This window comes from Pseudomonas sp. FSO-7, from assembly GCF_059579345.1.
In genome coordinates, this window is sequence record NZ_CM184193.1 from 2111686 (window position 1) to 2133284 (window position 21599).

Sequence of the window (21599 nt, forward strand, 5' to 3'; positions counted from 1 at the left end):
GATGCAAGCTGACAGACCGCTATCGCGAGCAGGCTCGCTCCCACAGGTTTTGTTTCAAGGTAAATTCCTTAACTTTTTTGCTTAGATCGTGCCAAAAACCCGCTGCAGGCCCTGCGCCATGACGTACCGAGTGCGCTACACTGCGCCGCTTGTGCAGATCGAAGAGTTTGAAGGACAACCATGACGTTCAAGGCCCCGGACAGCCTCGCCGAGCAAATCGCCCATCATCTCGCTGAACGCATCATTCGCGGCGAAATGAAACCGGGAGAGCGCATCCAGGAGCAGAAGGTCACGCTGGCGCTCAACGTCAGCCGCGGCTCGGTCCGCGAGGCCTTGCTGATCCTGGAGCGACGCCATTTGATCGCGATCCTGCCGCGCCGTGGCGCCCACGTCACCGAACTCACCGAACACAAGGTGCGCAGCCTCTGCGCACTGATGAGCGAGCTGTACATCCTGCTGGGCAACGCCGTGGCCCATGGTTGGAAAGAACAGGCCGACATGGCGCCGTTCGTGGCGATCCAGCAACGTCTCAAGGACGCCTACGCACGCCAGGACATCCGCACCTTCGTCGACGAAAGCTTCAGTGTGATGCGTGCCGCCTATCCGTTTGCCAACAACCCGTACCTGCAGGAAACCGTCGAGAACCTGCAACCGGCCATGAGCCGTGCCTATTTCCTGGCCCTGGAACAGCGCAAGGCGGAAATGAGCGAATTCCTCGACCTGTTCCAGCGCCTGCTCGCCGCCGTGCTGGCCCGTGATTTGCCGCAGATCCGCATCGTGCTCACGGCCTATGCCCAGCGCAGTTGCGATCTGGTGGTTTCTGCCCTGACGGCGGCCTGACGTGCGGCTAAAGTGCATCAAGTTGGCGGGGTTCAAATCCTTCGTCGACCCGACCACGGTGAACTTCCCCAGTAACATGGCGGCGGTGGTCGGGCCCAATGGTTGCGGCAAGTCGAACATCATCGACGCCGTGCGCTGGGTGATGGGCGAAAGTTCGGCCAAGAACCTGCGCGGCGAGTCGATGACCGACGTCATCTTCAACGGCTCCACCAGTCGCAAGCCGGTGAGCCAGGCCAGCATCGAGCTGGTGTTCGATAATTCCGACGGCACCCTGGTGGGCGAGTACGCGGCCTACGCGGAAATCTCCATTCGTCGCAAAGTGACCCGCGATAGCCAGAACAGCTATTTCCTCAACGGCGCCAAGTGTCGGCGTCGCGACATCACCGATATTTTCCTCGGCACGGGCCTGGGTCCGCGCAGCTACTCGATCATCGAACAGGGCATGATCTCCAAGCTGATCGAGGCCAAGCCCGAAGACCTGCGCAACTTCATCGAAGAAGCCGCCGGTATTTCCAAATACAAGGAGCGGCGGCGCGAGACCGAAAACCGCATTCGTCGCACCCACGAAAACCTGGCGCGCCTGACCGACCTGCGCGAAGAACTCGAACGCCAGCTCGAACGTCTGCACCGTCAGGCCGAGGCCGCGAAGAAGTACCAGGAATACAAGGGCGAGGAGCGCCAGCTCAAGGCCCAACTGTCGGCCCTGCGCTGGCAGGCGTTGAACGAGCAGGTCGGCCAGCGTGAGGCGATCATCGGCAACCAGGAAGTCAGCTTCGAAGCCCTGGTGGCCGAGCAGCGCAACGCCGACGCCGCCATCGAGCGCCTGCGCGACGGCCACCATGACCTGTCCGAGCGCTTCAATCTGGTGCAAGGACGTTTCTATTCAGTAGGGGGCGACATCGCCCGGGTCGAGCAGAGCATTCAGCATGGGCAGCAACGGCTGCGACAGTTGCAGGATGACTTGAAGGAAGCCGAGCGGGCGCGCCTGGAAACCGAATCGCACTTGGGCCACGACCGCACCCTGCTGTTGACCCTCGGCGAAGAGCTGGACAGGCTCACGCCGGAGCAGGAAATCAGCAGCGCCGCCGCCGAAGAGGCCGCCGCGGCCCTGGAAGAAGCCGAACTGACCATGCATGGCTGGCAAGAGCAGTGGGACAGTTTCAACCTGACCTCGGCCGAGCCGCGGCGCCAGGCTGAAGTCCAGCAGTCGCGCATCCAGCAGTTGGAAACCAGCATGGAGCGTCTGGCCGAACGTCAGCGCCGCCTGTCCGAAGAACGCGCCTTGCTCGCGGCCGACCCGGAAGACGCCGCGATCCTGGATCTGAGCGAGCAACTGGCGACCAGTGAAGCCACCCTCGAAGACCTGCAAGCCAGCGAAGATGCCCAGGTCGAACGCCTCGAACAGTTGCGCCAGGCCTTGCAATTGGCTTTGCAGAACCAGCAGCAGGCCCAGGGTGAGTTACAGCGGCTCAATGGGCGTCTGGCCTCGCTGGAGGCCTTGCAGCAAGCGGCGCTGGACCCGGGCACCGGCACCGCCGAATGGTTGCGCGACCAGCACCTGGCCGAGCGTCCGCGACTGGCCGAGGGCCTGAAGGTCGATGCCGGTTGGGAGCTGGCGGTGGAAACCGTGCTGGGGGCCGACCTGCAAGCGGTGCTGGTGGATGACTTCGGCGGCTTCGACCTGTCGGGCTTCACCCAGGGCGATCTGCGCCTCCTCAGTCCGGCCGGCGACGGCGTGCGAATCCCCGGCAGCTTGCTGGACAAGGTCGAGGCCCAGGTAGACCTGTCGCCCTGGCTGGGGCAGGTCAAGCCAGTGGACAGCCTTGAACAGGCCTTGGCCCAGCGTGGGCAATTGGCGGCTGGCGAAAGCCTGATCAGTCGTGACGGGTATTGGGTCGGCCAGCATTTCCTGCGGGTGCGCCGGGCCAGCGAAGCCGAGAGCGGCATGCTCGCCCGTGGCCAGGAAATCCAGCGCCTGGGCGCCGAGCGCGAAGAGCGTGAGGCCAGCGTCGAAGCCCTGGAAACCGAATTGCAGAACCTGCGAGCGCAACAGCGTCAACAGGAAAACGGCCGCGAGCACCTGCGGCGGTTGTTGCAGGATGAAGCGCGCCAGCAAGGCGAGCTCAAGGCGCAGTTGTCGGCCGGCAAGGCCAAGGTTGAACAACTGGCGCTGCGCCGCACGCGCCTGGAAGAAGAAATCGCCGAACTGGGCGAGCAACGGGCGCTGGAGCACGAACAGATCGGCGAGGCGCGCTTGCAACTGCAAGAAGCCCTCGATGCCATGGCGCTGGACACCGAGCAGCGCGAGCTGTTGCTGGCCCAGCGTGACAGCTTGCGAGAGCGCCTGGACCGGGTGCGCCAGGAAGCACGCCAGCACAAGGATCATGCCCATCAGTTGGCGGTGCGCCTGGGCTCGCTCAAGGCCCAGCACGATTCCACGCGCCAGGCCTTGGAGCGGCTGGAAATGCAGTCCGAGCGCCTGACTGAAAAACGCGAGCAGTTGAGCCTCAATCTGGAGGAGGGCGAAGCGCCGTTGGAAGAGCTGCGTCTCAAGCTCGAGGAGTTGCTCGACAAGCGCATGAGCGTCGACGACGAACTCAAGACCGCGCAGATCGCCTTGGAGGACGCCGACCGCGAACTGCGCGACGCCGAAAAGCGCCGCAGCCAGGCCGAGCAGCAATCCCAGCTGATCCGCGGCCAGATGGAACAGCAACGCATGGAGTGGCAAGCCCTGACGGTGCGGCGCAAAGCCTTGCAGGACCAATTGCTGGAAGACGGCTACGACCTCGACGGCGTGCTCGCCACCCTGGTGGCCGGGGCGAACGAGAAGGACGCCGAGGAAGAACTGGAGCGCATTGCCCAGCGCATCCAGCGCCTGGGGGCAATCAACCTGGCGGCCATCGACGAGTACCAGCAGCAGTCCGAGCGCAAGCGTTATCTGGACGCCCAGAACGATGATCTGGTGGAAGCGCTGGAGACCCTGGAAAACGTTATCCGCAAGATCGACAAGGAAACCCGCAACCGCTTCAAGGATACCTTTGATCAGATCAACGGCGGTTTGCAGGCACTTTTTCCAAAAGTTTTCGGTGGTGGCAGCGCCTACTTGGAACTGACGGGCGAAGATTTACTCGATACAGGGGTGACAATCATGGCGCGTCCTCCTGGCAAGAAGAACAGCACCATCCATTTGCTCTCCGGTGGCGAAAAGGCGCTGACCGCACTGGCCCTGGTCTTTGCCATTTTCAAATTGAACCCGGCGCCGTTCTGCATGCTCGACGAAGTCGACGCGCCATTGGACGACGCCAACGTAGGCCGTTACGCACGGCTGGTGAAGGAGATGTCTGAGACGGTGCAGTTCATCTACATCACCCACAACAAGATCGCCATGGAAATGGCCGATCAGTTGATGGGGGTGACCATGCACGAGCCGGGCTGTTCGCGACTGGTGGCGGTGGATGTGGAGGAGGCCATGGCCCTGGTGGATGCCTGAACAACCGGTTGTAGGGCTTCTACTTCGAACGCCGTAGGTATTTTTTACCCTGGGGGCTGATGTTCAATTCACAGATTGGGCACAAGCCTATGCGACAGACGGTGTAAAGTTATCTTTGGTCGTGCTAGTTTAATGTCAATTTTTCGTATGCGTGGGCAAAACGCCATTCAGAACATAGAGTTGGCGCCACGTTTTAAAGCGGTTTGCAAATAGCTAAGCCCCTTATTTTTCAGCATTTTTATAGAGGCACGGGATTACATGGAAATCGGTCTGCGCGAGTGGCTGATCGTCATCGGCATCATTGTCATTGCCGGTATTCTTTTCGACGGCTGGCGCCGCATGCGCGGCGGCAAGGGGAAACTGAAGTTTCGCCTGGATCGCAGCCTGTCGAACCTGCCCGATGAGGATGACAGTGCCGAGCTGCTGGGCCCGCCGCGGGTGCTGGACACCCACAAGGAGCCGCAGCTGGACGAACACGACTTGCCGTCGATGAGCGCGCCTGTCCGTGAGCCACGGGAGTCGGGTTCCAAGCGCGGCAAGCGCAACAGCGAGCCGTCCCAGGGGGATTTGAACCTGAACCTCGACCTCGATGGCGGGCCGAGCTTCAGCAGTCGCGACGGCGATTTCCCGGACGAGAACAAGACCCCGAGCGCCGACAAGGACCAGGCCCAGGCTGAAGAAGTGCTGGTGATCAGCGTGATCTGCCGCGACCCGGCCGGCTTCAAGGGCCCGGCGTTGCTGCAGAACATCCTCGAAAGCGGCCTGCGTTTCGGCGAGATGGACATTTTCCACCGTCACGAAAGCATGGCCGGCAACGGCGAGGTGCTGTTCTCCATGGCTAACGCGGTCAAGCCCGGTGTGTTCGACCTCGACGACATCGATCATTTCAGCACGCCGGCGGTGAGCTTCTTCCTCGGCTTGCCAGGCCCGCGTCATCCCAAGCAGGCCTTCGACGTGATGGTGGCCGCGGCTCGCAAGCTGTCCCAGGAGCTCAATGGCGAACTGAAGGATGACCAGCGCAGCGTGCTGACCGCCCAGACCATCGAGCACTACCGCCAGCGCATTGTCGAATTCGAGCGTCGGGCGCTGACCCAGAAGCGCTGAGCGATGACACCGGCTCTCCCTGGCCAGAGAGCTTCTTGCGGCAGGAAAGCTTTTGTGGCGAGGGAGCTTGCTGTGGCGAGGGAGCTTGCTCCCGCTGGGATGCGAAGCGTCCCCCCTGTTTTGAGAGAAATGAGCAGCCTCGGCTGCTCTTTTGCTTTATGAGAGAACACCCATGAACGCCGTCGAAACCCGCATCCAACAGCTGCGTACCGAGCTGGATCAGCACAACTATCGCTACCACGTCCTTGACGAACCGAGCATCCCGGACGCCGAGTACGACCGCCTGTTCCATGAGCTCAAGGCCCTGGAAGAGCAACACCCGGAGCTGGTAACCAGCGACTCCCCGACCCAACGGGTCGGCAGCGTGGCGCTGTCGGCGTTCAGCCAGGTGCGCCATGAGATCCCGATGCTCAGCCTGGGCAACGCCTTCGACGAAACCACCATGCGTGAATTCGACCGCCGGGTGACAGAAGGTCTCGACCTGCCCATGGGCGATTTGCTGGATGGTGGCGCGGCGGTGGAATACAGCTGCGAGCCGAAGCTCGATGGCCTGGCGGTCAGCCTGTTGTATCAGGACGGCATGCTGGTGCGCGGCGCTACACGCGGTGACGGCACCACCGGCGAGGACATCAGCGTCAATGTGCGTACCGTGCGCAACATTCCCCTCAAGTTGCAAGGCACTGGCTGGCCACCGCTGCTGGAAGTGCGCGGCGAGGTGTACATGTCCAAGGCCGGCTTCGAGCGTCTCAACGCCACGCAGTTGGAGGCGGGTGGCAAGACGTTTGCCAACCCGCGCAACGCGGCGGCCGGCAGCCTGCGTCAGCTCGATTCCAGGATCACGGCCAACCGTCCCCTGGAGTTCTGTTGCTACGGCATCGGCCAGGTGACGTCGGACATCGCCGACACCCATATCGGCAACCTCAAGCAACTCAAGGCCTGGGGCATGCCCGTCAGCCGTGAGTTGAAGCTGGCCCACGGCATCGATGAATGCCTGGATTACTACCGTGACATCGGCGAGCGGCGCAATGCGTTGCCCTACGAGATCGACGGTGTGGTGTTCAAGGTCAACAGCATCGCCTCCCAGCGCGAGCTCGGTTTCCGCGCCCGGGAACCGCGTTGGGCCATCGCCCATAAGTTTCCCGCCACTGAAGAGCTCACCGAGTTGCTCGACGTTGAGTTCCAGGTCGGCCGTACTGGCGCGGTGACCCCGGTGGCCCGTCTCAAGCCGGTGAAAGTTGCCGGCGTGACCGTGGCCAACGCCACCTTGCACAACATGGACGAAGTGGCGCGCCTGGGCGTGATGATTGGCGACACCGTGATCATCCGCCGTGCCGGGGATGTGATCCCGCAGGTGGTGCAGGTCGTCACCGAGCGCCGCCCGGAAAACGCCCGCCCGGTGGAAGTGCCCCAGCAATGCCCGGTCTGCGGCTCCCACGTCGAGCGCACGCAATTGATCAAGCGCAGCAAGGGCCGCGAAACCGTCAGCGAAGGCGCGGTGTACCGCTGCGTCGGTCGCCTGGCCTGTGGCGCGCAACTCAAGCAGGCGATCATTCACTTCGTCTCGCGTCGGGCCATGGACATCGAAGGCCTGGGCGAGAAGAGCGTGGAGCAACTGGTGGATGAGGGCCTGGTGGGGTCGCCTGCCGATCTGTATGCCTTGACCTTCGAACAGGTGGTCGACCTGGAAGGCTTCGCCGAACTGTCGAGCAAGAACCTGCTGGCGGCGATCGTCGACAGCAAAAAGCCGAGCCTGGCGCGTTTCATCTACGCCCTTGGCATCCCGGACGTGGGCGAGGAGACCGCCAAGGTCCTGGCCCGCTCCCTCGGTTCGCTGGAGCGCGTGCAGGCGGCTTTGCCCCAGGTGCTCACGTACTTGCCTGACGTCGGCCTGGAAGTCGCCCACGAGATCCACAGCTTCTTCGAAGACCCGCACAACCGCCAGGTGATCAAGGACCTGCTGCGCCATGGCCTGGAGATCCAGGACCAGGGCGAGTTGGGCGCCGAGTTCTCCGCCAGTACCACCCTGGGCGGCTTTCTCGACAAGCTGCACATTCCTTCGGTCGGACCGGGCGGGGCGCAGAAACTGGCGGACAAGTTCGGCTCGCTCGAAGGTATGATGAACGCCGACTGGCTGGACATGCGCCAGGCGCTGCCGGAAAAGCAGGCCAACGCCGTACGCGAGTTCTTCGCCATTGCCGCCAACCGTCAGCAGGCCGAAGCCGCGGAACAACAGTTGCGCGATTTCGGGATGCACTGGCAAAGCGAGAAGAAAGTCGTCGAAGGCTTGCCTGAAGCCGGGCACACCTGGGTGCTGACCGGCTCGCTGGAGCTGATGAGTCGCGACGTTGCCAAGGACAAGCTGGAGAGCCTGGGGGCGAAGGTCGCCGGTTCCGTGTCGGCGAAAACCCATTGCGTGGTAGCCGGGCCGGGGGCGGGTTCGAAATTGACCAAGGCCAATGAGCTGGGGCTCAAGGTGCTGGATGAACAAGCCTTTGTCGATTTCCTGACAGGGCATGGCGTCGCACTCTGAGGGGGCTCGGCTTTTTGTGGCGAGGGAGCTTGCTCCCGCTGGGTGGCGCAGCCGCCCCAATCCTCCTGGTGGACCGCATTGGCCGGTTTTGCGACGGCTGCGCCGCCGAGCGGGAGCAAGCTCCCTCGCCACGGTTGATCGGCGCTATGACGCAGTGCGTTGGAACGATCATGAACGTAAGGTGATCTAGTCTTGCAGGCTCCAGGGAGAGATCGCCATGTACCGCTTCTTCGAACAACTGAGCTCACGCATCGCCGCGCCGTTCCTGGGCGATCGGTCACGTAACAGCAAGGTCTGGCCGTGCCGCTGCGGCCAGTCGTTGTTCTTTCGCAACAGCCAATGCCTGGCCTGCCTGGCGGCGCTGGGGTATCAACCCGAGCAGAGTCGCCTGTCGTCCTTGCAGCCCGGTGAGCAAGCCGGGACCTGGACGCTGGATGCCGATCCACAAGCCGGGCTGTTTCGCCGTTGCGCCAACCTCGACACCCCGGCGGCCTGCAATTGGCTGCTGCCGGACAATGGGCGCGATACCCTGTGCATCGCCTGTAGCCTGAACCGCACCATCCCCGACCTGTCGATTCCGGAAAATCCAGAGCGCTGGCGCAAGGTCGAGACCGCCAAGCGTCGGCTGGTCGCGCAACTGATTACCTTCGGTTTGCCGGTCGTCCCGAAAACCGTCGACGAAACTATCGGCCTGGCTTTCGACTTCATCGGCGTCGACCCCGACGGCAAATCGCCGATGACCGGCCATGCCAGCGGGCTGATCACCCTCGACATCAAAGAGGCGGACGATGCCCATCGTGAATATGTGCGCCAGCAGATGCGCGAGCCGTATCGCACCTTGCTCGGGCATTTTCGCCATGAGGTGGGGCACTACTACTGGGACCGGCTGATTGCCAACAGTCACTGGCTCGAGGCGTTTCGCGAGCTGTTCGGCGACGAGCGCGCCAGCTATGCCGAAGCCCTGGAGCGGCACTACCAGCAAGGCGCGCCGCTGGATTGGCAAAGCCGCTACGTCAGCGCCTACGCCACCATGCACCCCTGGGAAGACTGGGCGGAAACCTGGGCCCATTACCTGCACATGATGGATGCGGTGGACACCGCCCTGGGTTTCGGCATGAGTGCCCGGGAGATGGATTTCGATTACAAGCCGTTCCCGCCCGAGACCTTGTATGACGCCGAGCATACAGGCGGCGCGGCGTTCCTCTCGTTCGTCAACGCCTGGATCGAACTGGCCGGCATGCTCAACGAATTGTCCCGCAGCATGGGCCAGCCGGATTTCTACCCGTTCGTCGTACCGGCCGCTGTCATCACCAAGCTGCATTTCATCCATCTGGTGATCCAGGAGGAGGGTGGCCGGGCGGATGAGGTGCTGTTGTAGGTTCCTGTGGAGGCCGCCTGCACCTTCGTCGAATGTGCCGACGCCTTCGCGAGCAAGCTCGCTCCCACAGGGCCTAGGGTGTTCGCTGTTCCGGCGTCCAAGCGCAGATCCCTTGTGGGAGCGAGCTCCCGGTGTCCACGGCTCCGGCGTCCAAGCACAGAACTCTTGTGGGAGCGAGCCTGCTCGCGATAGCGGCCGGCCAGGCGACATCCATGCTGAATGTCCCTATGCCATCGCAGACAACCCGGGTTCCCACAGCAAGTGCTTGAACACCTTCAGTTTTTTAATCCGGTACGAACGGTTGTAACTTCTTGCCAGATAGGTACAATGGCGCGGCTCGCCGTCAGGCGGGCGTCGTTATGGTGACCCCATCGGTCCCCCCGCAACGATTACCCGTGAACCTGGTCAGATCCGGAAGGAAGCAGCCACAGCGGGAACATTGTGTGCCGGGGTGTGGCTGGTGGGGTTGCCTCCATAACGCCTAGGCCTTCGTTCGTAAGGTTTATGAGATGCCTTTCGGTCAGTCTGAAGCGGAGCGGTTCTTTTGCTTTAAATTTTGCCGAGGATAGCGCAGCTTATTGCTGGTGAAACACTCCGTGCTTTGACGAGGCGTTCCACCCGCGAAGTTATAGTGCAAAGATAATCATTGAATCTACTAGCTCGCAAACTCTAACTGTGCTCGATAGAACCGATATTGTAACGGTTCCGTCTGTGGCGTTATGGTTGAATTCGATTGTAGCAACACTCTCCGAAAATCCATCATCTATATTCAAGATTGAAATGCCGTCAGGGTAAAGCTTGTCCTTGTTGTCGGTAAGGGCATATCTTCCTCCCGAATTAGCATAGCCCTGGAGGATGCGACTCTCTACTTTTACTAGTTTTTCATTTATCACTTGATGGATGGAGCTGGGTTGGTGTTCTCCTGCTGAGAAGTACAAGCTGGTATTTGTTGTAAAAGAAAAATATGCCGTGTCCGGAACGACAACGGATTCTTTTCCATTACTGAGAGGGGGATCTTGTTCTTCGCCAACTGCTATAAGGTGCTGGATGCCATTTTCTTCATGGAACTTTCTTTTCTTGCCGTGAAATGAATGGCTTTGCCCGTGGATGGTAAGGTCTGCGGATGTGATGATGCCCCACGAATAGTAAGGCGCAACCGATCCCTGTGAATTCATTGATGTATAAGTAACTTGGTTGCCGGTTTTTTCTATTTTGAATATGGCCTCTGTTTCGGGGTCGCTCATTTTTAAAGTAATTGAGTTGGGGATATAGGCGACTATTAATCCGTAGTGGTTGGGGCGTATGTCTGTTGTTGTAGGGAAAAGGAGTTGCTCAGCTTGCCAAACTTCAACTAGTCTCCATTCGGGATTTGTAAGGCTGGTTCGGGTATACAGACTATTCGATAATAAAAGCGCCTTCGGGCTTCTGATTGTCATTGGCGTTTTATTTGATAGGGTTACTGATTTAGTTTTCATCTTGGATATCCTGCAAATAGGGCTTGAGTTGGCGCAGTGCTGCAAGAAAGTAGCGGTTTCTTGTTATGTGATTTTCTTGTTTGCATGTTTTTTTTGTCTACTGTCAGTTCTGACAGTTCGGACGAGTGGTAGTTAGGTGTTTCATCGCTTGCCGGGAAAGTCGTTCTTTATTTGAAAAGGATTCGCTGTCTCTGTAGCCATACGCCATACGCTTTTTCAGCCACTATTGAATCTGCTACGCGACCAGCTGTTGGGAAGCCGCGTCGTTCACTGCGATGAAACCTGTGTGCAGGGGGGGGCAAGGAACTGGTTGGGGCCGAACAGCCGCTCTCGGGTATGCGGGCAGACCGGCGGTCTGCCCGACAAGCTGGGGGTCCTTTTCGGCTACTCCTTCAGTCGTACGCAGCGGATGCCGACGCACCTGCTCGAAGGCTATTGCGCCTATGTGATGACCGACGATTAAGCGGGTTGCAGCGCATTGGATACGCAGGATGACGTTGAGCGTTTAGGGTGCAGGGTGCACGCACGCCGCAAGTTTGTCGAAGCGCAAAGGGTTCAGCCTAAAGGTAGGATGGGACGTGCCGACATGGCAGTGAAGCTGATCTGCAAGCTTTACGGCATTGAAATCGACTACAAGGCAGCGGATGCCAAGAGGGCGGTCAGGATTTAAGTCGTCGGGTGATGAGTGCGATGCAAGCCTGGGCGATAAAGCGCTCCCCCTATGTGGCCATGCAAAATGCACTCGGCAAGGCGGTCGGCCTATCTGGCAAATAACTGGAGCAAGCTTGAGCGGTCCCGTGTCAGATCTGGACTGCATTAACTTATCAGTACTGAGCCTTCACATACTCAGCAATCGGTTCTTGCAAAAGATCCTGTGGATGATCCCCGCCGAAAGTCGCCCATTTGCTTTTACCGGACAAGATCGCAGACCCCAGCGGTTGCGCGCCAGTCGGGCCATAAATGGCGAGCTTCACTTCAATCTTGTCGGGGAGGCCCGACCATTCCGTGGCGCGTTCTTCCCAATGCAGGATTTCCGGAATGACGTAGTAGCCCGAAGGGCTATTCTGTCTCAGGCAGCTCAATTCACGGCATCCGCCCATTACCGTCACACGATTGGTGTAATAAGAGAAGGCCGTCTTGACGGCGGCAGCTGTCATATCGCCGGAGGCAGGGTAGGGCGTTGTTTCGTAGCGGCCGTCGACCGGTATGGCGATGGTGACGGGCATTTGCCGATCAAGTTTTCCCGGGTTGGGGAATACGTCTTGTTGGGCGTATTTGGCGGTGCAGCCGGTGGCGAGTATCGAGACAAGAATGATCGAAAGTTTATGCACAGTGTCCCCTGGGATTTTATTGTGTCGACGAGTCGTGGGCGTCATAGGGACGCAGAAATCAGCGCGTTGATAGTCCGGGTTCGTGGCAAGCGATGTCAACGTGACATTATGTCTTGCCTCACTCACTTGTCCCGGGTGATCTACCGTTGATCAGGACTGTAAAATCTGACAGTAGCGTCTAATGCTGTGCTCTTCTACGGTCTCGTTCGACAGGCAACCTGCTTCATGAGTACCCAACAATGGGGCTTCGCAGTCGCAGGGGGCGCTCAGCCGGAGCACGCTCATGAACGACGAAAGGGTATTAACGCAAGACGCAAGCGGCACCGCAGTGAAGTTGGCGGCAGCGCTGGGATGGCTGGCATTGCTACTCCAGCTTTATCTGATCCTGACTTCACGCTGGCAGAGCGGGAGGAGCCTGCTGGGTGGCGTGGATATTTTTTTCAGTTATTTCACCGTGCTGACCAATATTCTGGTGGCGATAGTGTTGACCTTCGCGACAACGACAGGGGAGGCGCCGTTGCGGCGCTTTTTCCTTCGGCCATCCGTACAGGGCGGTGTGGCCGCTGCCATTGTATTGGTCGGTCTGGCGTACAACCTGCTGTTGCGTCACACGTGGAATCCCCAGGGCCTGCAGTGGGTGGCCGATGAGCTGCTGCATGACGTGATGCCGGTCGTGTATGTGATCTACTGGTGGTTCTGCGTGCCCAAGGGGACTTTGCGCTGGAGCAATGTGTGGCCGTGGCTGATCTATCCACTGGCCTATTTCATTTACGCCCTGATACGCGGCCGATGGGTTGGCGCCTATCCTTATCCATTCATTGAGGTGGACCGGTTGGGTTACCCACAGACGTTTGGCAATGCATTGATGGTATTGCTGGGGTTTATGGTGGTGTCACTGGTGGTCGTGGCCGTGGATCGGGCGAGAGGCAAGGGCTGATGGATAGAATCGCCAACCTGGCACAAGACGTTCCGATCTGTCAGGTATCGACAGTTCGGAACGCCTTTTTTCACGTTGCATCAAGGCTTGGACAAGGCCTGGTCAACCGCTGCGATCAGCTTTCCCAGGTCCTTCGGGGTGGCTTTGTGTATGACACCGAACAGATACGCCCGCTGTTCGTCCTCATCGGCCATGTCGGCAAAAAAGGCCTTCAGTTGCACATCCAGCACATTGGCAAGCAGGAACAAGGCTTCGACGCTGGGGGTGTAGGTGCCGGTTTCGAAGCGGCTGATGGTTTTAGGGTCAAAACCGGTTTTTTCGCCAAGTTCAGCCTGAGTAAGCCCCGCTACTTTGCGGTAGCGTCTGATGGCTGGACCCAAACTTGAAATTTGCATCGCTTAATTCCCATTTAGAATCAAGAACTTAACGATAGATTTTCGCATTAGGCAACCGCGTGATCCATCACCTTGCTTTGCAAAATGTATGTGTTTCGTAGAATCGGCCTTTGGCACGGGTATTTGGTGACCTGCTTTTCGAAGCCGAGGTTTGTGCAGGGGCCGGGCCTTGTGTTCTTGCCACGATACAAGGCAAGGGCTGAAGCTCTCCCATGGCATCGCCAGGGCCCGCGCTCCAGCTTCTCTCAGAGTGTTTGAGCCTAGTTGATTTTCGCCTGTCTTGAAGGCGGTGCAACCGCGCGCGACAAATGAGCCTGACTCATGGATGACTGCTTCGATGGATAAGAAGTACCGCAGGGCCGTTGACGCCGCCGCGATTTTTTCCGAGACCGATCTGAGCGGGCGCATCACCTACGTCAACGATCAATTTTGCAGCCTTTTTGGTTACCGGCGCGATGAGCTGCTGGGCGCGAACCATCGCCTGCTCAATTCCGGCCAGCACCCTGGCGAGTTCTTCAGTGCCATGTGGCGCACCATTGCCCTGGGTCAGGTCTGGAAAGGGGAAATCTGCAATCGGGCCAAGGACGGTACGCTGCACTGGGTCGATACCACCCTGGTGCCAGTGATCGACGACGAGACAGGCCAGATCGAGCGCTACCTGGCGATTCGCTTCGACGTCAGCGAAAAGCGTCGCCTGCTGCATTCGCTGCAATGGCGGGTCGGTCACGATGTGTTGACCGGGCTGCCCAACCGCACTTATCTGTCCGATCTTCTGGATCAGGCCCTGGAGTTTTCCCGTGCGGAGAACTTGCCCCTGGCGGTGTGCATGCTCGACCTCGACGGCTTCAAGGCGGTCAATGACGGTTATGGCCATGCCAGCGGTGATCGGCTGTTGGTGGAGGTCGCCAGGCGCCTGCGCAGCATTGTGCGTGGCGAGGACGTGGTGGCGCGGCTGGGCGGGGACGAGTTTGTGCTGGTGCTGCGCCATGTGCGTGGTATGGAAGAGTTGCATGCCGCGTTGAATCGGGTGTTGATCGCCGTCTCCATGCCGTATGCCATTGACGGCAAGGACATCAAGGTCTTTGCCAGTATTGGCGTCACGTTGTTCCCGTGGGACAACGAAGACGCAGAGACCTTGTTGCGTCACGCCGATCAGGCGATGTACGTGGTCAAACAGAGCGGTCGCAATCGCTTCCACTTGTTCGACGTATCCCGGGACAAGGAGGTACGGGCCACTTACCAGACGGTCGAGCGGGTCCGCCAGGCACTGGCCGATAACGAGCTGCGGCTGCATTTCCAGCCCAAGGTCAATATGCGTCATGGCACCGTGGTCGGCCTGGAGGCGCTGCTGCGCTGGAAGCATCCGCAACGTGGGCTGGTGCCGCCCCGGGAGTTCCTACCCCTGGTGGAGGAGACCGACCTGATCGTCGAGATCGGCGAATGGGTCATGGAACAGGTCTTGATCCAGCTGCAGCAATGGCAGCAAGCGGGGCAGGGCTGGCCGGTGAGCATCAATATCTCGGCGCGGCATTTCCAGCGGGCGGACTTTGTCGAGCGGCTGCGGCAGGTACTGGAGCGACATCCGGCGGTGCCGTCACGCCTGTTGGATCTGCAGATTGTCGAGTCCGTCGCCGTGGAGAACCTGGCCCACGTCAGTGCCTGCCTCCAGGCATGCCAGGCGTTGGGCGTGGGTTTTTCCCTGGGTGGTTTCGGCACGGGCTACTGCTCGCTCAACGACCTCAAGCACCTGCGCACGCAAACCATCAAGATCGACAAGACCTTCGTGCGCGACATTCTCGATGACCGCGACGACCTGGCGCTGACCGAAGCGGTGATCGGCCTGGCCCGGGCGTTTGGCCGCGAGGTGGTCGCCGAAGGGTTGGACAGCCTGGAGCATGGCCAACTGCTGCTGAGCCTGGGCTGTGAGGTGGCACAAGGTTACTTCATCGCCCGGCCCATGCCGCCCGAACAGATACCCGGTTGGGTGCAAGGGTTCATCCCGCCGTCGCAATGGCAGCAGCGGCCAGTCGATCAGGGCGAGGGCGCCTCGTCCCTGGCCTGCGATGCTTCACTGCGGCCGGTGTAAAGCTGGATGATCGCGTCGATTTCCCCGGACGTCTTCATATTCAGCAATGTCCTCAGAATGTGTTGTGCGGGAATGTCCGGATCGTTACGCACGTAACAACTCAGCTGCTGTTCCTGCAGCACAGCCACCCCGTGGATTTGGCGATCAGCGGGATGGCGTTGATTGAACCAGTCCAGCGCCCATTGGTTACTGATCCCATAGCGATAACGCCCGGCCAGCAGTTTCGCCAACACTTGTTCCTGGCTGCGGGCATCGTCGCGGTGCAACTGACCGGCGTCGAACAAGGGTTGCAAGGTCGGGTAGCTATAGCCGAGCACCGTGCCGATGGGTTGGGGCGACAGCGTTGTCGGCGTTACCGTCGCCGGTGCACCTGCCGTGGCAACGAGCAGGTCGCGTTGGAAAAACAACGGGATGCTCCACAGGTAATCGTGACTGTCTTTCACCCAGTCAGGGCTGACATAGCAACGCATGTCGATCTCGCCGTGTCTCATGGCACCGTCGAGCCGGGCGCGGGAGAGGACGTGGAATTGCGCCGGCCTTCCTATCCGGGTCGCCAGGCTGGTCATGATGTCGGGAATGATGCCCTGGGTCGGGCGGCCTCGTTCGATTTGTACCATGGGCATCGCCCAGCCATCGGTAATGGCGAAACGCAAGGGGCCTTCCTCGGCCAAACAACCTGTACTCAACAACAGCAAAGCCCCCATGGCTGAGCGCATAAACTCTCCTGACTGTGTAAAACCGTGTCGACAACCGAGCCCCAGACCCAAGCTTAGTCACATTAGACGAGCACACCGGATGCAATTTCGCCCCTGCTCCGCTAGCATTAGCCGCTTATGTTCCTTCGTTGCGACGGTTTTCGATGAGTTATCAGGTTCTTGCACGTAAATGGCGTCCGCGCTCGTTCCGCGAAATGGTCGGCCAGACCCATGTGCTCAAGGCTCTGATCAATGCCTTGGACAGCCAGCGGTTGCACCATGCCTACCTGTTCACGGGTACCCGGGGTGTGGGCAAGACCACCATCGCGCGGATCATCGCCAAGTGCCTGAACTGTGAAACCGGCATCACCTCGACGCCGTGCGGCGAGTGCTCGGTCTGCCGGGAAATCGACGAGGGCCGTTTCGTCGACCTGATCGAGATCGACGCCGCCAGCCGCACCAAGGTCGAAGATACCCGCGAACTGCTCGACAACGTGCAGTACGCGCCGAGCCGTGGGCGCTTCAAGGTCTACCTGATCGACGAAGTGCACATGCTCTCCAGCCATTCTTTCAATGCGCTGCTCAAGACCCTCGAAGAGCCGCCGCCCTACGTCAAGTTCATCCTGGCGACCACAGACCCGCAGAAACTTCCCGCAACGATTTTGTCGCGGTGCCTGCAGTTCTCCCTCAAGAACATGACGCCGGAACGGGTCGTCGAGCACCTGACACACGTACTGGGCGTGGAGAACGTGCCGTTCGAAGACGATGCACTGTGGCTGCTGGGCCGCGCCGCCGATGGTTCGATGCGCGACGCCATGAGCCTGACCGACCAGGCCATCGCTTTCGGTGAAGGCAGGGTCATGGCCGCCGATGTCCGGGCCATGCTCGGCACCCTCGATCATGGCCAGGTCTATGACGTCTTGCATGCGCTGATCGAAGGCGACGCGAAGGCGCTGCTCGAGGCGGTGCGTCACCTGGCCGAGCAGGGGCCGGACTGGAATGGCGTGCTTTCGGAAATCCTCAACGTGCTGCACCGTGTCGCCATCGCCCAGGCCCTGCCTGAAGGTGTCGACAACGGCCATGGCGACCGTGATCGCGTACTGGCGCTGGCCCAGGCGCTGCCGGCCGAAGACGTGCAGTTCTATTACCAGATGGGCCTGATCGGCCGTCGCGACCTGCCCCTGGCGCCGGATCCGCGAGGCGGCTTCGAAATGGTCCTGCTGCGCATGCTGGCGTTCCGGCCAGCCGACACGGCGGACGCCCCGAGGCAAACGCTAAAGCCAGTGGGGATCAGCCAGGCCACAGCTGATTCCGCCAAGCCAGTGGCTGCCGCGCCCGTCGTTGCGCCGGCAGTGGCTTCGGTGCCGGCAGCGGTGGCACCTGTACCCCAGCCGGTGCCGGCGCCTGTTGTCGCGTTGCCTGAGCCTGAGCCCGAGCCGGTCGTCGAGGCGCTGCCCGAACCCGTCGCCGAAGAAGTCGTCGACCTGCCTTGGAACGACCCGGTCGAGCCGGAAGTGGTCCAGCAGCCGGTCGTCGAGCCCGTATTGGAAACCGTCGCCGAGCAGCCCGAGTTGCCGCCGATGCCCCTGCCGACGCCCGACAGCGTGGTGCCCGACGCGCCGGAGTGGGTCGCAGCGCCCGTGCCCGAGCCGACAGTGGCCGACGTCGATGTCGCCACGCCGGGCATCGACCTGGACGATGAGCCGCCGCTGGACGAGGATTACATCGAGCCGGACATGGATTCGGCCTACAGCTACCTGGACGACCTGGCCAGCGAGCACGCCGCTGAGCCGGCCCCGGAGCCCGAGCCGGAACCAGCGGCGATGCCGGCCACCGGGCTGGCCCTGCAATGGCTGGAACTGTTCCCTAAATTGCCGATCAGCGGCATGACCGGTAGCATCGCCGCCAACTGCACACTCATGGCTGTGGAAGGCGATCATTGGCTGCTGCACCTCGACCCGGCCCACAGCGCACTGTTCAACGCGACCCAGCAACGTCGCCTCAACGATGCGCTGAACCAGTACCACCAGCGCACCCTGACGCTGACCATCGAGCTGACCAAGCCCGAGCAGGAGACCCCGGCCCAGGCCGCGTCCCGTCGCCGTGCCGACCGTCAGCGCGAAGCGGAGGAATCGATCCACGGCGATCCATTCATCCAGCAAATGATGCAACAGTTCGGCGCCGTGGTCCGTCACGATACTATCGAACCTGTCGAAGCCCCGGTCACCCAGGGCTCATAACTGAAGGCGCCGGGCCGAACGGGCCGGGCGCGTTGTTTATCCAAGTACTTTCGAGGTGATTCCCATGATGAAAGGTGGCATGGCCGGCCTGATGAAGCAGGCGCAGCAGATGCAGGAAAAAATGGCCAAGATGCAGGAAGAGCTGGCCAACGCCGAAGTCACCGGCAAATCCGGCGGCGACATGGTGACCGTGGTCATGACCGGTCGCCACGACATCAAGCGCGTCAGCATCGACCCAAGTGTGGTCGAAGGCCTGAGCGAAGATGACAAGGAAATGCTCGAAGCCTTGTTCGCCGCCGCCGTCAATGACGCGGTGCGCAAGATCGAAGCCAACAGCCAGGACAAGATGTCCGGCATGACCGCTGGCATGCAACTGCCGCCGGGCATGAAACTGCCGTTCTGATTCGCCATCCCGGTCGGGATGGGCTACACACAATGCCAGGCATCGCGCCTGGCATTTTTGTTTCTGGCCCCAAATACAGCGGTGGATGGCCGGCCGCTATCGCGAGCAAGCTCGCTCCCACAGGGAACTGTGGTGGGCATGAGATGAAGTCGCCTGGGGACAGTGTGGGAGCGAGCTTGCTCGCGATAGCAGGCACCGCGGTCCAGCGACAAGAACATCGAACACACCCCCTTCAAAATGGTCTGCTCCCTATACGTGCCACTCAACGATCAAGGAGACGCTTCCATGTCACAAGCATCGAGCACCAGCCAGCGCATCGTCCTGGCCTCTCGCCCCCACGGCGCCCCGACCCCGGACAATTTCCGCCTGGAGCACGTGACCCTGCCGGACCTGGCACAAGGGCAGATCCTGCTCAAGACGCTGTTCCTGTCCCTGGACCCCTACATGCGCGGGCGCATGAGTGACGGCCCTTCCTACGCCGCTCCGGTGGAAATCGATGAGGTGATGACCGGCGGCGCTGTCAGCCGCGTGGAGCGTTCGACGCACCCGAAATTCCAGGAGGGTGATCTGGTGGTGGGCGCCACGGGTTGGCAGAGCCACAGCATCAGCGATGGGCGCAACGTGATGCCCATTCCCTCCGGGCTGCCCAGCCCGTCGATGGCCCTGGGTGTGTTGGGCATGCCGGGCATGACCGCTTACATGGGGCTGATGGACATTGGCCAGCCCAAGGCCGGGGAAACCCTGGTGGTCGCGGCCGCCTCGGGTGCCGTGGGCTCGGTGGTCGGCCAGGTGGCGAAGATCAAGGGCCTGCGTGTGGTCGGCGTCGCGGGCGGTAGCGAGAAATGCAAGTACGTGGTCGACGAGTTGGGCTTTGATGCCTGTGTCGATCACAAGAGCGCGAATTTTGCCGAGGAACTGGCGCGGGCCTGTGACAAAGGCATCGATATCTATTACGAAAACGTCGGTGGCAAGGTCTTCGATGCCGTCGTGCCGTTGCTCAATGCCAAGGCGCGGATCCCGCTCTGTGGCCTGATTGCGTCCTACAACGATCATCAGCCGCCGAGCGGCCCGGATCGCTTGCCGCAACTGCAGCGCACCTTGCTGACCAAGCGCGTGCGGATCCAGGGGTTTATTGTGTTTGACGACTACGGTGACCGTCAGCCGGAGTTCATCAGTGCCATGGCCCCTTGGGTGCGCGATGGCAAGGTCAAGTTCCGCGAGGACGTGATCGATGGCCTGGAAAATGCGCCACAGGCGTTTATCGGCCTGTTGGAAGGGCGCAACTTCGGCAAGTTGGTGGTGCGGGTCGCGCAGGATTGAGTATTTGACGCTAATCGGAGGCGCGGGTATAAACCGCGTCTCGTTGTTATGTCGGACATTTCCTCCATGAGCTTCAGCCCTTTGATTCGCCAACTGATCGATGCCCTGCGAACGTTGCCGGGTGTGGGTCAGAAAACTGCCCAGCGCATGGCGTTGCAATTGCTTGAGCGTGATCGCAGCGGCGGTTCGCGCCTGGCCCAGGCGCTTAGCCAGGCCATGGAAGGTGTAGGGCATTGCCGCTTATGCCGCACCCTCACCGAAGACGACCTCTGCCCGCAATGTGCCGACCCGCGTCGGGACGACACCTTGCTTTGCGTGGTGGAGGGACCGATGGATGTGTATGCGGTGGAGCAGACCGGTTTCCGGGGTCGTTATTTCGTGCTCAAGGGCCATTTGTCCCCGCTCGACGGCCTGGGGCCTGAAGCCATCGGCATTCCACAGTTGATCGCGCGGATCGAAGAAGCGGGTACGTTCACGGAAGTCATCCTTGCTACGAACCCGACGGTCGAAGGCGAAGCCACCGCCCATTACATCGCCCAACTGCTGAACCACAAAGGCCTGGTCGCCTCACGCATCGCCCATGGCGTGCCGTTGGGTGGGGAGCTTGAATTGGTGGATGGCGGGACGCTGGCGCATTCGTTTGCGGGGCGTAAGCCGATCGCTTTGTAACAGTCATACAACCCCCTTGTGGGAGCGGGCTTGCTCGCGAAAGCGGTGGGTCAGTCGGCAAATATGTTGACTGGCACACCGCTTTCGCGAGCAAGCCCGCTCCCACAGGTTCGATTGCAGTTTCCCGATTATTTTTCGCTGAGCGAAAACTGCGTCAGGCAGAACGTCGCAATTCCCATGTCTTCCAGACGCTGGGAGCCGAGCAGCTCCGGCAAGTCGATGATCGCCGCGGCCTCGTGGACCTTGGCGCCCATGCGGCGGATCAGGTTGGCGGCGGCGATCAGCGTGCCACCGGTGGCGATCAGGTCATCGAACATCACCACCGAATCCCCTTCGCACAGGCTGTCGGCGTGCACTTCAAGGAAGGCTTCGCCGTATTCGGTCTGGTAACCCTCGGCCAGCACGTCGGCCGGCAGCTTGCCTTGCTTGCGGAACAAGACCAGCGGTTTGTTCAACTGATAGGCCAGGATCGAGCCGATCAGAAAGCCCCGAGCATCCATCGCGCCAATATGAGTGAACTCGGCTTCGACATAGCGGTGGGCGAAACTGTCCATGACCAGCCGCAGGGCGGTCGGGGATTGGAACAGTGGGGTAATGTCGCGAAAGATCACGCCGGGCTTGGGGAAATCGATCACGGGGCGGATCAGGGATTTGATGTCGAAGGAGTCAAAGACCATCGTGGAAGTGTCCTGGCAGGGCTGCAAAC

At 60.6% G+C, this 21599-nt stretch carries 16 protein-coding genes, 1 other RNA gene and 1 pseudogene; 13 read left to right on the forward strand and 5 right to left on the reverse strand.

The genetic code is table 11. The features are described 5' to 3' along the window. Nucleotides 1–180: 180 nt before the first annotated feature. The 6 genes from AC515T_RS09260 to ffs all read left to right on the forward strand — a co-directional run bounded on the left by AC515T_RS09260 (nucleotide 181) and on the right by ffs (nucleotide 9808). Entirely contained in the window at nucleotides 181–840 is a 660-nt protein-coding gene (locus tag AC515T_RS09260) for a GntR family transcriptional regulator (protein ID WP_072407892.1), read from the forward strand. Nucleotide 841: 1 nt separating this feature from the next. Beyond that, complete coding sequence (gene smc, locus AC515T_RS09265; RefSeq protein ID WP_496532227.1) at nucleotides 842–4330, forward strand: chromosome segregation protein SMC; 3489 nt, start codon at nucleotides 842–844, stop codon at nucleotides 4328–4330. A gap of 258 nt (nucleotides 4331–4588) precedes the next feature. Beyond that, entirely contained in the window at nucleotides 4589–5434 is an 846-nt protein-coding gene (gene zipA, locus AC515T_RS09270; RefSeq protein ID WP_496532228.1) for a cell division protein ZipA, read from the forward strand. A 172-nt stretch (nucleotides 5435–5606) separates the two neighbouring features. Continuing rightward, entirely contained in the window at nucleotides 5607–7964 is a 2358-nt protein-coding gene (gene ligA / locus AC515T_RS09275) for an NAD-dependent DNA ligase LigA (protein ID WP_496532229.1), read from the forward strand. 217 nt (nucleotides 7965–8181) lie between these two features. Next, nucleotides 8182–9342, forward strand: coding sequence for a zinc-binding metallopeptidase family protein (locus AC515T_RS09280; protein WP_496532230.1), 1161 nt, complete (start codon nucleotides 8182–8184; stop codon nucleotides 9340–9342). A 369-nt stretch (nucleotides 9343–9711) separates the two neighbouring features. Next, nucleotides 9712–9808, forward strand: an RNA gene (ffs, locus tag AC515T_RS09285) — signal recognition particle sRNA small type. Between the two features lie 160 nt (nucleotides 9809–9968). Here ffs and AC515T_RS09290 read toward each other — a convergent pair. Then, complete coding sequence (locus AC515T_RS09290) at nucleotides 9969–10817, reverse strand: hypothetical protein (RefSeq protein ID WP_496532231.1); 849 nt, start codon at nucleotides 10815–10817, stop codon at nucleotides 9969–9971. A gap of 199 nt (nucleotides 10818–11016) precedes the next feature. Here AC515T_RS09290 and AC515T_RS09295 point away from each other — a divergent pair. Next, a pseudogene (locus tag AC515T_RS09295) lies at nucleotides 11017–11487 on the forward strand (IS66 family transposase). Between the two features lie 154 nt (nucleotides 11488–11641). On the opposite strand, the gene AC515T_RS09300 reads toward AC515T_RS09295, so the two are convergent. Next, complete coding sequence (locus tag AC515T_RS09300) at nucleotides 11642–12148, reverse strand: DUF4823 domain-containing protein (RefSeq protein WP_496532232.1); 507 nt, start codon at nucleotides 12146–12148, stop codon at nucleotides 11642–11644. A gap of 283 nt (nucleotides 12149–12431) precedes the next feature. On the opposite strand from AC515T_RS09300, the gene AC515T_RS09305 reads away from it, so the two are divergent. After that, on the forward strand, nucleotides 12432–13085 hold the full coding sequence (locus AC515T_RS09305) for a Pr6Pr family membrane protein (protein WP_496532233.1): 654 nt from the start codon (nucleotides 12432–12434) through the stop codon (nucleotides 13083–13085). Nucleotides 13086–13165: 80 nt separating this feature from the next. Here the strand turns inward: AC515T_RS09305 and AC515T_RS09310 are convergent, their stop codons facing one another. Further along, nucleotides 13166–13480: a helix-turn-helix domain-containing protein gene (locus AC515T_RS09310; RefSeq protein ID WP_053120652.1), complete on the reverse strand. Its 315-nt coding sequence runs from the start codon at nucleotides 13478–13480 to the stop codon at nucleotides 13166–13168. Between the two features lie 337 nt (nucleotides 13481–13817). Between AC515T_RS09310 and AC515T_RS09315 the strand changes: the two genes are divergently transcribed. Further along, a complete protein-coding gene (locus AC515T_RS09315) occupies nucleotides 13818–15566 on the forward strand; it encodes a putative bifunctional diguanylate cyclase/phosphodiesterase (RefSeq protein ID WP_496532234.1) in 1749 nt (582 codons plus the stop codon). On the opposite strand, the gene AC515T_RS09320 is transcribed toward AC515T_RS09315, so the two are convergent. Continuing rightward, nucleotides 15512–16282 (reverse strand): substrate-binding periplasmic protein, encoded by a 771-nt coding sequence (locus tag AC515T_RS09320; RefSeq protein ID WP_496532235.1) that lies wholly within the window; start codon nucleotides 16280–16282, stop codon nucleotides 15512–15514. The two genes, AC515T_RS09315 and AC515T_RS09320, sit on opposite strands and share 55 nt — an antisense overlap. Before the next feature lie 143 nt (nucleotides 16283–16425). On the opposite strand from AC515T_RS09320, the gene dnaX reads away from it, so the two are divergent. The 4 genes from dnaX to recR all read left to right on the forward strand — a co-directional run bounded on the left by dnaX (nucleotide 16426) and on the right by recR (nucleotide 20893). After that, nucleotides 16426–18501 (forward strand): DNA polymerase III subunit gamma/tau, encoded by a 2076-nt coding sequence (gene dnaX, locus AC515T_RS09325; RefSeq protein ID WP_496532236.1) that lies wholly within the window; start codon nucleotides 16426–16428, stop codon nucleotides 18499–18501. Between the two features lie 64 nt (nucleotides 18502–18565). After that, nucleotides 18566–18904, forward strand: coding sequence for a YbaB/EbfC family nucleoid-associated protein (locus tag AC515T_RS09330; RefSeq protein ID WP_003183512.1), 339 nt, complete (start codon nucleotides 18566–18568; stop codon nucleotides 18902–18904). 285 nt (nucleotides 18905–19189) lie between these two features. After that, nucleotides 19190–20224, forward strand: a complete 1035-nt coding sequence (gene curA, locus AC515T_RS09335) for an NADPH-dependent curcumin/dihydrocurcumin reductase (protein ID WP_496532237.1) — start codon at nucleotides 19190–19192, stop codon at nucleotides 20222–20224. Between the two features lie 66 nt (nucleotides 20225–20290). Further along, nucleotides 20291–20893 (forward strand): recombination mediator RecR, encoded by a 603-nt coding sequence (recR, locus tag AC515T_RS09340; RefSeq protein ID WP_496532238.1) that lies wholly within the window; start codon nucleotides 20291–20293, stop codon nucleotides 20891–20893. A gap of 128 nt (nucleotides 20894–21021) precedes the next feature. Here the strand turns inward: recR and AC515T_RS09345 are convergent, their stop codons facing one another. Then, nucleotides 21022–21570: an adenine phosphoribosyltransferase gene (locus AC515T_RS09345; RefSeq protein WP_496532239.1), complete on the reverse strand. Its 549-nt coding sequence runs from the start codon at nucleotides 21568–21570 to the stop codon at nucleotides 21022–21024. Between the last annotated feature and the right edge of the window lie 29 nt (nucleotides 21571–21599).

Excerpts from the sequence above, each read along its gene's own strand:
- AC515T_RS09310 (WP_053120652.1), bottom strand. The coding sequence starts at position 13,480 with ATGCAAATTTCAAGTTTGGGTCCAGCCATCAGACGCTACCGCAAAGTA.
- dnaX (WP_496532236.1), top strand. The coding sequence starts at position 16,426 with ATGAGTTATCAGGTTCTTGCACGTAAATGGCGTCCGCGCTCGTTCCGC.
- AC515T_RS09345 (WP_496532239.1), bottom strand. The coding sequence starts at position 21,570 with ATGGTCTTTGACTCCTTCGACATCAAATCCCTGATCCGCCCCGTGATC.
- ligA (WP_496532229.1), top strand. The coding sequence starts at position 5,607 with ATGAACGCCGTCGAAACCCGCATCCAACAGCTGCGTACCGAGCTGGAT.
- AC515T_RS09330 (WP_003183512.1), top strand. The coding sequence starts at position 18,566 with ATGATGAAAGGTGGCATGGCCGGCCTGATGAAGCAGGCGCAGCAGATG.
- zipA (WP_496532228.1), top strand. The coding sequence starts at position 4,589 with ATGGAAATCGGTCTGCGCGAGTGGCTGATCGTCATCGGCATCATTGTC.
- AC515T_RS09260 (WP_072407892.1), top strand. The coding sequence starts at position 181 with ATGACGTTCAAGGCCCCGGACAGCCTCGCCGAGCAAATCGCCCATCAT.
- AC515T_RS09320 (WP_496532235.1), bottom strand. The coding sequence starts at position 16,282 with ATGCGCTCAGCCATGGGGGCTTTGCTGTTGTTGAGTACAGGTTGTTTG.
- AC515T_RS09305 (WP_496532233.1), top strand. The coding sequence starts at position 12,432 with ATGAACGACGAAAGGGTATTAACGCAAGACGCAAGCGGCACCGCAGTG.
- curA (WP_496532237.1), top strand. The coding sequence starts at position 19,190 with ATGTCACAAGCATCGAGCACCAGCCAGCGCATCGTCCTGGCCTCTCGC.
- AC515T_RS09280 (WP_496532230.1), top strand. The coding sequence starts at position 8,182 with ATGTACCGCTTCTTCGAACAACTGAGCTCACGCATCGCCGCGCCGTTC.
- recR (WP_496532238.1), top strand. The coding sequence starts at position 20,291 with ATGAGCTTCAGCCCTTTGATTCGCCAACTGATCGATGCCCTGCGAACG.
- AC515T_RS09290 (WP_496532231.1), bottom strand. The coding sequence starts at position 10,817 with ATGAAAACTAAATCAGTAACCCTATCAAATAAAACGCCAATGACAATC.
- AC515T_RS09315 (WP_496532234.1), top strand. The coding sequence starts at position 13,818 with ATGGATAAGAAGTACCGCAGGGCCGTTGACGCCGCCGCGATTTTTTCC.